At 61.0% G+C, this 11,328-nt stretch carries 10 protein-coding genes; 4 read left to right on the top strand and 6 right to left on the bottom strand.

The window, feature by feature from the left end; all coding sequences use genetic code 11:
* Position 1 precedes the first annotated feature (1 nt).
* From HX839_RS27510 to HX839_RS27500, 3 genes are all read right to left on the bottom strand, one after another.
* Positions 2–973: a DUF523 and DUF1722 domain-containing protein gene (locus tag HX839_RS27510; protein ID WP_008432288.1), complete on the bottom strand. Its 972-nt coding sequence runs from the start codon at positions 971–973 to the stop codon at positions 2–4.
* Between the two features lie 112 nt (positions 974–1,085).
* Positions 1,086–1,301 (bottom strand): TIGR02450 family Trp-rich protein, encoded by a 216-nt coding sequence (locus HX839_RS27505; protein WP_008432289.1) that lies wholly within the window; start codon positions 1,299–1,301, stop codon positions 1,086–1,088.
* Positions 1,298–2,284 (bottom strand): NAD(P)/FAD-dependent oxidoreductase, encoded by a 987-nt coding sequence (locus tag HX839_RS27500; protein ID WP_003208434.1) that lies wholly within the window; start codon positions 2,282–2,284, stop codon positions 1,298–1,300. Before HX839_RS27500 ends, HX839_RS27505 begins: the two co-directional genes overlap by 4 nt.
* Before the next feature lie 209 nt (positions 2,285–2,493).
* Between HX839_RS27500 and HX839_RS27495 the strand changes: the two genes are divergently transcribed.
* On the top strand, positions 2,494–3,393 hold the full coding sequence (locus tag HX839_RS27495; protein ID WP_177068004.1) for a TIGR01777 family oxidoreductase: 900 nt from the start codon (positions 2,494–2,496) through the stop codon (positions 3,391–3,393).
* A gap of 14 nt (positions 3,394–3,407) precedes the next feature.
* Complete coding sequence (hemH, locus tag HX839_RS27490) at positions 3,408–4,433, top strand: ferrochelatase (protein ID WP_134325751.1); 1,026 nt, start codon at positions 3,408–3,410, stop codon at positions 4,431–4,433.
* A 752-nt stretch (positions 4,434–5,185) separates the two neighbouring features.
* Here the strand turns inward: hemH and HX839_RS27485 are convergent.
* From HX839_RS27485 to algW, 3 genes are all read right to left on the bottom strand, one after another.
* The gene (locus tag HX839_RS27485) at positions 5,186–5,905 is read right to left on the bottom strand and encodes a DUF4198 domain-containing protein (protein WP_177068003.1); all 720 of its coding nucleotides are present in this window, start codon (positions 5,903–5,905) and stop codon (positions 5,186–5,188) included.
* A 12-nt stretch (positions 5,906–5,917) separates the two neighbouring features.
* On the bottom strand, positions 5,918–8,029 hold the full coding sequence (locus HX839_RS27480) for a TonB-dependent siderophore receptor (protein ID WP_177068002.1): 2,112 nt from the start codon (positions 8,027–8,029) through the stop codon (positions 5,918–5,920).
* 108 nt (positions 8,030–8,137) lie between these two features.
* Complete coding sequence (gene algW, locus HX839_RS27475) at positions 8,138–9,292, bottom strand: Do family serine endopeptidase AlgW (protein ID WP_003208442.1); 1,155 nt, start codon at positions 9,290–9,292, stop codon at positions 8,138–8,140.
* A 103-nt stretch (positions 9,293–9,395) separates the two neighbouring features.
* Here algW and HX839_RS27470 point away from each other — a divergent pair, with 103 nt between their 5' ends.
* Both HX839_RS27470 and cysD read left to right on the top strand, forming a co-directional pair.
* Positions 9,396–10,154 (top strand): Nif3-like dinuclear metal center hexameric protein, encoded by a 759-nt coding sequence (locus HX839_RS27470; RefSeq protein ID WP_003208444.1) that lies wholly within the window; start codon positions 9,396–9,398, stop codon positions 10,152–10,154.
* Positions 10,155–10,410: 256 nt separating this feature from the next.
* On the top strand, positions 10,411–11,328 hold the full coding sequence (gene cysD / locus HX839_RS27465; RefSeq protein ID WP_003208447.1) for a sulfate adenylyltransferase subunit CysD: 918 nt from the start codon (positions 10,411–10,413) through the stop codon (positions 11,326–11,328).

Here is an 11,328-nt window from a genome sequence, read left to right as displayed (position 1 = left end):
GTTAAATCGCATTACGCAGGCTGAGGTTTTCCGGGTGCGGTTGCAGGTAGGCCTGCTGCGCGATATAGCGGTCCGGATGCTGGCGAAAGTGGTGCTTGAGCAGCGTCAGCGGTACCACCAGCGGCACGATGCCCTGGCGGTATTGGCTGATGATGGTCTGCATTTCCTGTTTGTCTTCGGCGCTGATGGCTTGCTTGAGGTAGCCGCTGATGTGTTGCAGCACGTTGGTGTGGGTGCCGCGTGTGGCGCACTGGGTCAGGGCGCTCATCAGTTCGCTGAAGTAGCCGGCGGCCAAGGCGCCCAGGTCGACGTCCCTGGGCATGCTGCCCAGCAAGTTGCCGAGGCTTTTGTAATGCACCGGGCTGTGGGCCATCAGCAGGTATTTGTAGCGCGAGTGAAATTCCAGCAGGCGGTGACGGGTCAGGCCTTCGGCGAGCAGTTGCTGCCAGGTGGCGTAGACGAACACCCGGGTCAGGAAGTTTTCCCGCAGCACCGGGTCATTCAGCCGACCGTCTTCTTCCACCGGCAGGTTGGGGTGGCGCGCACAAAATGCCTGGGCGTAGATGCCGCGCCCGCCGCCGTCGATGGGCATGCCGTTGTCCTGATAGACCTTGACCCGCTCCAGGCCGCAGGACGGGGATTTCTGCATGAAGATGTAACCGCAGAGGTCGGTGTGTTCAGCAGCCATTTGCTGGCCGTAATCGTCCAGCGGCTGGGTCACGTTAAGTTCGCGGTTTACGGTGCCAACGGCCTGTGGATTGAGCGGGTCGCCCACCAGGCGAATCGGTTCGCGGGGGATGCCCAGGCCAATGGCGACTTCAGGGCACAGCGGCACGAAGTCGAAATAATCGGCCAGGGTCTGGCTACACAGCTGGGATTGTTTATGCCCGCCGTTGAAGCGCACGTTCTCGCCCAACAGGCAGGCGCTGATGGCGATTTTCGGTTTGCCGGTGGCGGGCAGGGTGCTGGACATGGCCAAACCTCGATGAAATTCCTGTACAGAGTTAAATTTCTGTACAACTTAATCTCATCATAGGTTTGAAGCTGTACAAGTCAAATAATTTGTACAGGTATTTGCGGAATGGCTATTTCCAGCCGATTTTCCAGTCTTCGGCGTTTTGCAGGGTTTGCCAGGCCAGGCGCTGCACGCGATGGCTCATCACGGCTTCCAGCTCGATTTCCTGCACATCGCCTTCGTCATCACGCAGCAGTTTGGTCACCAGAAAATGTTTTTCCTTGTACTGCGGGCGGGCTGCTGTCCACTTCGACAGCAGCAGCTTGGCGGGATTGATGCGGTTCATCGCAGGTGCTCGATCAACCGCCGCGCCGCCTCCTGGCCGCTGAGCCACGCACCTTCCACGCGGCCTGACAGGCACCAGTCGCCACATACATACAGGCCCAGGTCGGCGTCGGCCAGCACGCCAAATTCATGGCTGGTGGACGGCCGCGCGTACAGCCAGCGGTGGGCGAGGGTGAAGGAAGGCGCCGGCATGGCGCTGTGCAGCAGTTCGGCGAAGGCGCCGTGCAGGTGTTCGATCACGGCTTCCTTGGACAGGTCCAGGTGTTGCTTGCTCCAGGTGCTGGTGGCGTGCAAAACCCAGGTGTCGAGGGTGGTGTCGCGCCCCGGTTTGCTGCGGTTGCGCGCCAGCCAGTCCAGCGGGCTGTCCTGGACGAAGCAGCCTTCCATGGGCGTATCCAGCGGCTTGTCGAAGGCCAGGGCAATGGCCCAGGTCGGGTCCATCTTGACCCCGGCGGCGACACTCGCCAGCTTGGGCGCAGCGGCCAGCAAGGCAGTGGCCTGGGGCGCCGGGGTGGCGATGATCACGTGGCTGAACGGGCCGTGGCTTTCGCCGTCGGCGTCCAGCAGGTTCCAGTGATGTTTACCCTGGAACACTTCGGTGATGCGGCAACCGAACTGCACCGGCAAGTCATCGAGCAGGGCGCGGGTGATCGCACTCATGCGCGGCGTGCCGACCCAGCGGATCTGTTCATCGGGGGAGGGCGTCAGTTGGCCGGACTTGAAGTTGTACAGCTGTGGCTTCCATTGCTCGGCGCAACCATTGGCCTGCCAGCGTTGCACCTCGTTGACGAAGCGCCGGTCGCGGGCGGTGAAGTACTGTGCGCCCATGTCCAGCGAGCCCGCATCGCTGCGCTTGCTGGACATGCGACCGCCACTGCCGCGGCTTTTATCGAAGAGTTGTACAACGTGCCCCGCGTCTTTCAACGCTCGGGCGGCGGAGAGACCGGCGATGCCGGTGCCAATGATCGCGATGGGAACAGTCATGGGAGGCCTCGTTTTACCGTTGGGTACAGACTACGCCGACACCAATAGCTGTACAATATTGTTTTTTGGTATAAGTTTTGGCGTACCTGATCGTTTGGCGTGACCTATGGTTAAACCTGAAGGTTTAACCAGCGTTGCGCCCGATTAAAACATCCCTGTTTATAAAATAGACTAACGGTGGTCGGCGAACGTTACACGAGGAACAACTCATGCACATTTTGCTGACCGGCGGTACCGGTTTGATCGGCCGTCAACTTTGCCAATACTGGCTTGCCAAGGGCCATCGCCTCACGGTCTGGAGCCGCCATCCCGAACAAGTGGCTAAATTGTGCGGCGCCCAGGTGCGTGGCGTCGCCCGCCTGCAAGACATAAACGAGGCGGTGGACGCGGTGGTCAATCTGGCCGGCGCGCCGATTGCCGACCGGCCCTGGACGCATAAACGCAAGGCGCTGTTGTGGAGCAGCCGTATCGGCCTCACCGAAACGCTGCTGGCCTGGCTTGAGGGCCTTGAACACAAACCGGCGGTGTTGATCTCCGGTTCCGCGGTGGGCTGGTACGGCGACGGTGGTGAGCGCGAGCTGACCGAAGACAGCGGCCCGGTGCAGGACGATTTCGGCAGCCAGTTATCCATTGCCTGGGAAGAAACCGCCCAGCGTGCCGAGGCATTGGGCATCCGCGTGGTGCTGGTGCGTACCGGGCTGGTGCTGGCGGCGGAGGGCGGCTTTTTGTCGCGGCTGTTGCTGCCGTTCAAACTGGCGCTGGGCGGGCCTATCGGCAATGGTCGGCAGTGGATGCCATGGGTCCATATAAAGGATCAAATCGCCCTGATTGATTTTCTTCTGCACAAGACCGATGCCAGCGGTCCTTATAATGCCTGCGCGCCACACCCGGTACGCAACCTGGAGTTCGCCAAGACCCTGGGCAAGGTGCTGCACCGCCCGGCGTTCATGCCCATGCCGGCGTTTGCATTGCGTATCGGCCTGGGCGAGTTGTCCGGTTTGTTGCTGGGTGGCCAGCGGGCTTTGCCGCAGCGGCTGTTGGCGGCCGGTTTCACTTTCCAGTTCACTGAGTTGCATGCGGCCCTGGACGACTTGTCCAGCCGCCTCTAGAGATAGGATGTTGCATGACGGATCACGCGTTGTTACTGGTCAACCTGGGTTCACCGGCGTCCACTTCGGTGGCGGATGTGCGCAGCTACCTCAATCAGTTCCTGATGGACCCTTACGTCATTGACCTGCCATGGCCGGTTCGGCGTTTGCTGGTGTCGCTGATCCTGATCAAGCGCCCGGAGCAATCGGCCCATGCCTACGCCTCGATCTGGTGGGACGAAGGCTCGCCGCTGGTAGTTCTTAGCCGTCGCTTGCAACAACAGATGACTGCACAGTGGACCCAGGGGCCGGTGGAGTTGGCCATGCGCTATGGCGAGCCGTCGATTGAAAGCGTACTGACCCGGCTGGCGTCCCAAGGCATCCAGAAAGTGACCCTGGCGCCGTTGTACCCGCAGTTTGCCGACAGCACCGTGACCACGGTAATCGAAGAGGCCCGGCGCGTGGTGCGGCACAAAAAGCTGGCGATCGAGTTTTCGATTCTGCAGCCGTTCTACGATGAACCGGAGTACCTGGACGCCTTGGCCAACAGCGCCAGAGCCTATGTGGAAGAGGATTTCGATCACCTCCTGCTGAGCTTTCATGGGTTGCCCGAGCGCCACCTGAAAAAGCTCGACCCTACGGGGCAACACTGCTTCAAGGACGCCAACTGCTGCCAGAACGCCTCTCCCGAGGTGCTTGCCACGTGCTATCGCGCGCAGTGTTTCAGCGTTGCGCGGGATTTTGCCGAGCGCCTTGGCTTGCCGGATGGCAAATGGTCGGTGGCGTTCCAGTCGCGGCTGGGCCGGGCCAAGTGGATCGAACCGTACACCGAGGCACGCCTTGAAGCGTTGGCTCAGCAGGGCGTGAAGAAGCTGCTGGTGATGTGCCCGGCGTTTGTTGCGGACTGCATCGAGACACTGGAGGAAATTGGTGATCGCGGCCTGGAGCAATTCCGCGAGGCGGGGGGCGAGGAGTTGGTGTTGGTGCCGTGCCTGAACGATGACCCGCAGTGGGCGGCGGCGCTCAATACCCTGTGTGAAAGAGCGCCGGTCGCGCTGTAGTCAAGCCGGGTGAGGCCTGAGTGTGGGAGCGGGCTTGCTCGCGAAGGCGGTGGGTCAGTGAATGAAGATGGCGACTGACACACCGCCTTCGCGAGCAAGCCCGCTCCCACATTGACTGTGCCCACTTTGGATTTGCGGTGTTACTCGTGATGCGGCTCGCCCAGGAAGGTCAGGGAGCTGGAAGGAGCGCTGGTTGCGCTGTAATCAAGCCGAGTGAGGACTGAATGTGGGAGCGGGCTTGCTCGCGAAGACGGTGGGTCAGTTAATGAAGATGGCGACTGACACACCGCTTTCGCGAGCAAGCCCGCTCCCACATTGACTGTGCCCACTTTGGATTTGCGGGGTTACTCGTGATGCGGCTCGCCCAGGAAAGTCAGGGAACTGGAAAGAGCGCCGGTTGTACTGTAATCAAGCCGAGTGAGGACTAAATGTGGGAGCGGGCTTGCTCGCGAAGACGGTGGGTCAGTTAATGAAGATGGCGACTGACACTCCGCCTTCGCGAGCAAGCCCGCTCCCACATTGACGGTGCCCACTCTGAATTTTCGGTGTTACTCGTGATGCGGCTCGCCCAGGAAGGTCAGGGAGCTGGAAGGAGCGCCGGTTGCACTGTAATCAAGCCGAGTGAGGACTGAATGTGGGAGCGGGCTTGCTCGCGAAGACGGTGGGTCAGTTAATGAAGATGGCGACTGAAACACCGCTTTCGCGAGCAAGCCCGCTCCCACATTGACTGTGCCCACTTTGGATTTGCGGGGTTACTCGTGATGCGGCTCGCCCAGGAAAGTCAGGGAACTGAACAGTCCGCGAGTCGCGACATCAGCATTGTCTTTGAGCTGGATTTCCACCTGCGCCGCAATCACATTCAATCCTTCATTTCTCACCAGCACCCGGGCGCGACCGTCTTTATCGGTCTCGGTGCTCAGGGTGTTCGGTGCGTTGCGATAGTCTCCGATCAGCTTGACTCCTGCCGCCGGCTTGCCATCCAGCAGCACCCGTACCGGCAGTGATTTACCCGGGCCGACCGTCAGCGGATCAACTTCCGGCAAGATCAGTAGCTTGATCTGATCCAGCTGCGGCAACTTCGCCCCCGGCTGGTAGATCGCCAGGCTGTACTTGAAGGTCTGGGTCGACTCAATCGCCCCCGGCACCTTGCTGCGGCCCTCGTTGATCCACTTCTTGTCAGGCGTCTGTGACCACATCCCGTTATCCAGGGCGACCGCCAGTACAGCCGGCGATTTGAGCGGCTTCAGGCGCGCATGGTCGGGCAGACGTTCCACGGTCACCGGGATCATTTTGCCGCTGGCGTCGTAGGCCCAGGCGCCGCTGATTTTCTGCGCCTTGAACGCGTTGTCTTCGGCGCCGTGGCCGTAGATCACTTCGATATTGCCGCGCCGTTGTTCGGTCCACAGCCCGTGGGCCGAGACTTGGGTGGCAAACAGCAGGCCGAGCACGGCCAGGGATTTGAAGGCTTGCATGGAGACGTCCTTTTACAGGTTGAGGGTCAGGCTGACGGTGAAGTTGCGCGGCTCGCCGGGATTGACCCAGTAATTGCTGTAGGAGCGCTCGTAGTACTTTTCGTCGAACAGGTTGTTGAGGTTCAGGCCCACGGTGACGTTGTCGCTGGCCTTGTAATGGGCCAGCAAATCGACGGTGTGGTAGGCCGGTAATTCAAAGCTTTTGCCGGCTTCACCGGAGCGATCGCCGACGTAGGTGAAGGCTGCGCCAAGGTCGGAGCCGCGCAGCAGGCCGTCCTGGAATTCATACACGCCGAGCAAGCTGGCGCTGCGTTTGGCTACGCCGAGAATCCGGCTGCCAGTGGGGATGGCTTTGTCGCCTTTGGTCACTTCGGCGTCGATGTAGGCAAAGGCGCCGATCACCCGTACGGCGTCAGTCACCTGGCCGGTCAGTTGCAGGTCAAAACCCTGGCTGCGGGCCTTGCCCATGGCGCGCTGTGTGTCGGTAGCCGGGTCCAGGGCCAGGACATTTTCTTTCTCGATATGGAAGGCGGCGAGGGTGGTGCTCAGGCGGTCGTCGAACAGCTCGCTCTTGATCCCGATTTCATACCCCACGCCTTCTTCCGGCTTGAAGGATTTGCCGCCGGCGTCCAGGCCATTGTTGGGTTTGAACGAGGTGGAGGCGTTGGCGAACAGGCCCACTTCAGGCGTCAGTTGGTAGAGCAGGCCGGCGCGTTGGGTCAGGGCGTCGTGGGTCTGCCGGCTTTTGGCATGGTTGCGGCTGAAGTCGTCGGTGCGCTGCTCGAAGTGTTCGAACCGCGCGCCGATCATCCCGCGCAGGCGGTCGGTGAAGATGATCTGGTCCTGCAGGTTCAGCGCCTGGCTTTTCACCTGTTCGAAAAAGTCAGTGCCGGAGCGCTTGCCGTTCGGTTTGGGCTGCCCATAGACCGGGTCATAGATGTCGATGGCGTAATCGCCGCCGGCGATGGCGGTCACCCGTTCTTTCTTGCGGTAGTCCTCGTACTCGGTGCCGATCAGCAATTCGTGCTGCCAACTGCCGATGTCGAACCGACCGCGCAGTTCGAGCTGGGTGATGCTGTCATGCCAACCGGTGGAGCGCTCGCGGTAGCGGCGGCTGAGGGTGTGGCCATCGGCATCCAGCGTGCGGTTTTCCGAGGCGTTGCCCCATAGGCTGCCTTGTTTGTAATGGCTGGCCAGTCGCAGTTGCCAGGCATCGTTGAGGTGATGCTCGAGGCTGGCTTGCAGGCGGTTGTTGTGGTTGCGGATATCGCCGTCGTCGGGTTCGCCGAGAAAGGTCGAGCGGGAGACGCCGCTCCAGCGGTTGTTGGGCGCGACGATGCCGCGGTCGAAAGTGGAGCGGTGACGCACGAATTCACTTTCCACCAGCAGGTGTGTGTCCGGGTCCAGTTGCCAACTGATGGAGGGCGCGACGAAGACCCGTTTGGCCTCAACGTGGTTGCGGAAGCTGTGGTTGTCTTCCACCGCCAGGTTGACCCGCGATAACACGTTGCCCTCGCTGTCCAGCGGCGTGTTCACGTCCAGCGCGGTGCGGTAGCGGTCCCAACTGCCGGCGCTGGTCTGCAGTGTGGTGAAGGCCTCGTGCTGCGGCTTTTTGCTGACGATATTCACCGTACCGCCTGGGTCACCACGGCCATACAGGCTGGCGGCGGGGCCCTTGAGCACCTCGATGCGCTCGATATTCGCCGCGTCCGGCGTGCTCGGGTAACCGCGGTTGGCGCTGAAACCGTCCACGTAAAACTCTGACGTGGTGAAGCCGCGAACGCTGTATTCGTAGAGCGTCAGGCCGCCGAAGTTGTTCTGTTTGGACACGCCGCCGGCAAACTCAAGGGCACGCTCGACGTTGGTGCTGCCCAGGTCGTTGAGTACCGAAGCGGGAATCACGCTGATGGACTGTGGGATATCCCGCAAGGCGGTGTCGGTTTTTGTGGCGCTGGCGGAGCGGGTGGCGCGATAGCCCTTGACCGGGCCGGTGGCTGATTCGTACGCCTCGCTGGTGATGCGGGTGGCTTCCAGTTCAATGGTCGCGGTGTCTTCGGCGTAGGCCGGGTCCACCAGCAAACCCAGGGCGATTCCCGCCAGCGGGGCAAATCTTCGAGACGGCATGATAGAGCGTTCCAATAGCGATATTGAAACAATATAACATGACTAATGAGAATGAATTTCTTTTGAAATATTAGGTAACAGGAGCCCGCGAACGGGCTCCCGAAGCCGTTATTCCTCTTCTTTCACCGGTGCAGGCGGCGGACGCAGGCCGATTTCAGCCGACAGCTTGATTTCCTTGCCATTGCGCATCACCTGGATCGCCACCTTGTCGGTGGGTTTGATCCGCGCCACCTGGTTCATCGACTTGCGACCATCCCCGGCCGGCTCGCCGTCGATGCTGAGGATCACATCCCCCAGTTGCAGGCCGGCTTTCTGCGCCGGGCCGTCGCGGAAGATCCCGGCGACCACGATGCCAGGGCGCCCGGTCAGGCCAAACGACTCGGCCAGTTCCTTGGTCAGCGGCTGGACTTCAATCCCCAGCCAGCCACGAATCACCTGGCCATGCTCGATGATCGACTTCATCACTTCAGTGGCCAGCTTCACCGGAATCGCGAAACCGATGCCCTGGGAGCCGCCGGACTTGGAGAAGATCGCGGTGTTGATGCCGGTCAGGTTGCCGTTGGCATCCACCAGCGCGCCGCCGGAGTTGCCCGGGTTGATCGCCGCGTCGGTCTGGATGAAGTCTTCGTAGCTGTTGAGGCCCAACTGGTTACGCCCGGTGGCGCTGATGATGCCCATGGTCACGGTCTGGCCGACGCCGAAGGGGTTGCCGATGGCCAGCGCCACGTCACCTACGCGCAGCCCTTCGGAGCGCCCGATGGTGATCGAGGGCAGGCCTTTCAAATCGATTTTCAGCACCGCGAGGTCGGTTTCCGGGTCGCTGCCGACCACGCGGGCCAGGGTTTCCCGGCCATCACGCAGGGCCACCACAATCTGGTCGGCGCCGGTGGTCACGTGGTTGTTGGTGAGGATGTAGCCTTCCGGGCTCATGATCACACCGGAGCCGAGGCTGGATTCCATGCGCCGCTGCTTGGGCGAGTTGTCGCCGAAATAGCGACGAAACTGTGGGTCTTCAAACAGCGGGTGCGCCGGTTTGTTGATGACCTTGGTGGTGTACAGGTTGACCACGGCGGGGGCGGCGATCACCACTGCATCGGCGTAAGTCACCGGGCCTTGTACCACCGCGCTGGTTTGCGGTGCCTGTTGCAGGTTGACATCAAGGGTCGGCAGGCCGACCAGTTGTGGATAACGCTGAATAATCAGCATCGCGATCAGCACGCCAGCCAACAATGGCCATCCAAAAAAACGCAGTGCCTTGAGCATGAAGAAAAATCCTGACAGGTTGCAGGGGGCGGGAGAGCGCCCATAATGTCGCGCATTATACGAGGCCGTGAGCGCCTCTGAACGGGATATTTAGGAGTCTTTTATGGCCGTTGCCCTGAGCACCTTAGTCGAGGAAGCGGACCGCTACCTTAATAGTGCCAAAATCGCCGATTACTGCCCCAACGGCCTGCAGGTCGAGGGCCGACCGCAAGTGCTGCGCATCGTCAGCGGCGTGACCGCCAGCCAGGCATTGCTGGACGCGGCGGTCGAAGCCCAGGCCGACCTGGTGCTGGTGCACCACGGTTATTTCTGGAAAGGCGAAAGCCCGTGCATCACCGGCATGAAGCAGCGCCGCCTGAAAACCCTGCTCAAGCACGACATCAGCCTGCTGGCCTATCACTTGCCGCTGGACCTGCACCCTGAGGTCGGCAACAACGTGCAACTGGCCCGGCAACTGGACATCACCGTCGAAGGCCCGCTGGACCCGGACAACCTCAAGGTCGTCGGCCTGGTGGGTTCCCTGGCCGAGCCGGCGTCGCCCCGTGATTTTGCCCGCCGCGTGCAGGAAGCCATGGGCCGCGAGCCGCTGCTGATCGAAGGCAGCGAGATGATCCGCCGCGTGGGCTGGTGCACCGGTGGTGGCCAGGGCTATATCGACCAGGCGGTGCTCGCCGGGGTTGACCTGTACCTGAGCGGCGAAGCCTCGGAGCAGACCTTCCACAGCGCCCGGGAAAACGACATCAGCTTCATAGCGGCCGGGCATCACGCCACCGAACGGTATGGTGTACAGGCGTTGGGTGATTACCTGGCGCGACGCTTCGCCCTCGAACACCTCTTCATCGACTGCCCAAACCCGATCTAACGAACACCACCGGATACATGTGGGAGCGGGCTTGCTCGCGAATGCGGTGCATCAGTCGCCATATGCATTGACTGACACACCGCATTCGCGAGCAAGCCCGCTCCCACATTTGATCGAGTCGGGCCAAACCCAGCGGTATATTGATATACCGTTTCGATCTAGCCAGCCCCCTCAATAGAATCAGGCGCTGTGCTAGCATGCCCCGCTCGAACACGGCCCGCTGGCCGTCCATAAGATCGTTTTTCCGTGAGTAACCATGGTCGACAAACTGACGCATCTGAAACAGCTGGAGGCGGAAAGCATCCACATCATCCGCGAGGTCGCCGCCGAGTTCGATAACCCGGTGATGCTCTACTCGATCGGTAAAGACTCCGCCGTGATGCTGCACCTGGCACGCAAGGCCTTTTTTCCGGGCAAGCTGCCGTTTCCGGTGATGCACGTCGACACCCGCTGGAAATTCCAGGAGATGTACAAGTTCCGCGACAAGATGGTCGAAGAGCTTGGTCTTGAGTTGATCACTCACGTCAACCCGGACGGTGTGGCGCAGGGCATCAATCCGTTCACCCACGGCAGCGCCAAGCACACCGACATCATGAAGACCGAGGGCCTGAAACAGGCGCTCGACAAGTATGGTTTCGACGCTGCATTCGGCGGTGCCCGTCGCGATGAAGAGAAATCCCGTGCCAAAGAGCGCGTGTACTCGTTCCGCGACAGCAAGCACCGCTGGGACCCGAAAAACCAGCGCCCGGAGCTGTGGAACGTCTACAACGGCAACGTCAACAAAGGCGAGTCGATCCGTGTGTTCCCGCTGTCCAACTGGACCGAGCTGGATATCTGGCAGTACATCTACCTGGAAGGCATCCCGATTGTCCCGTTGTACTTCGCCGCCGAACGCGAAGTGATCGAGAAGAACGGCACGTTGATCATGATCGACGACGACCGCATCCTCGAGCACCTGTCCGACGAAGACAAAGCCCGAATCGTCAAAAAGAAAGTACGTTTCCGTACCCTTGGCTGCTACCCGTTGACGGGCGCGGTGGAGTCCGAAGCCGAGACGCTGACGGACATCATTCAGGAAATGCTCCTGACGCGAACTTCCGAGCGCCAGGGCCGTGTCATCGACCACGATGGTGCAGGCTCGATGGAAGATAAAAAACGTCAAGGCTATTTCTAA

Source organism: Pseudomonas sp. I8001 (assembly GCF_013385345.1).
GTDB lineage: Bacteria > Pseudomonadota > Gammaproteobacteria > Pseudomonadales > Pseudomonadaceae > Aquipseudomonas.
This window is presented reverse-complemented; position numbering and strand designations above follow the sequence as displayed.

Excerpts from the sequence above, each read along its gene's own strand:
- HX839_RS27480 (WP_177068002.1), bottom strand. The coding sequence starts at position 8,029 with ATGCCGTCTCGAAGATTTGCCCCGCTGGCGGGAATCGCCCTGGGTTTG.
- cysD (WP_003208447.1), top strand. The coding sequence starts at position 10,411 with ATGGTCGACAAACTGACGCATCTGAAACAGCTGGAGGCGGAAAGCATC.
- HX839_RS27500 (WP_003208434.1), bottom strand. The coding sequence starts at position 2,284 with ATGACTGTTCCCATCGCGATCATTGGCACCGGCATCGCCGGTCTCTCC.
- HX839_RS27470 (WP_003208444.1), top strand. The coding sequence starts at position 9,396 with ATGGCCGTTGCCCTGAGCACCTTAGTCGAGGAAGCGGACCGCTACCTT.
- algW (WP_003208442.1), bottom strand. The coding sequence starts at position 9,292 with ATGCTCAAGGCACTGCGTTTTTTTGGATGGCCATTGTTGGCTGGCGTG.
- HX839_RS27495 (WP_177068004.1), top strand. The coding sequence starts at position 2,494 with ATGCACATTTTGCTGACCGGCGGTACCGGTTTGATCGGCCGTCAACTT.
- HX839_RS27485 (WP_177068003.1), bottom strand. The coding sequence starts at position 5,905 with ATGCAAGCCTTCAAATCCCTGGCCGTGCTCGGCCTGCTGTTTGCCACC.
- hemH (WP_134325751.1), top strand. The coding sequence starts at position 3,408 with ATGACGGATCACGCGTTGTTACTGGTCAACCTGGGTTCACCGGCGTCC.
- HX839_RS27505 (WP_008432289.1), bottom strand. The coding sequence starts at position 1,301 with ATGAACCGCATCAATCCCGCCAAGCTGCTGCTGTCGAAGTGGACAGCA.
- HX839_RS27510 (WP_008432288.1), bottom strand. The coding sequence starts at position 973 with ATGTCCAGCACCCTGCCCGCCACCGGCAAACCGAAAATCGCCATCAGC.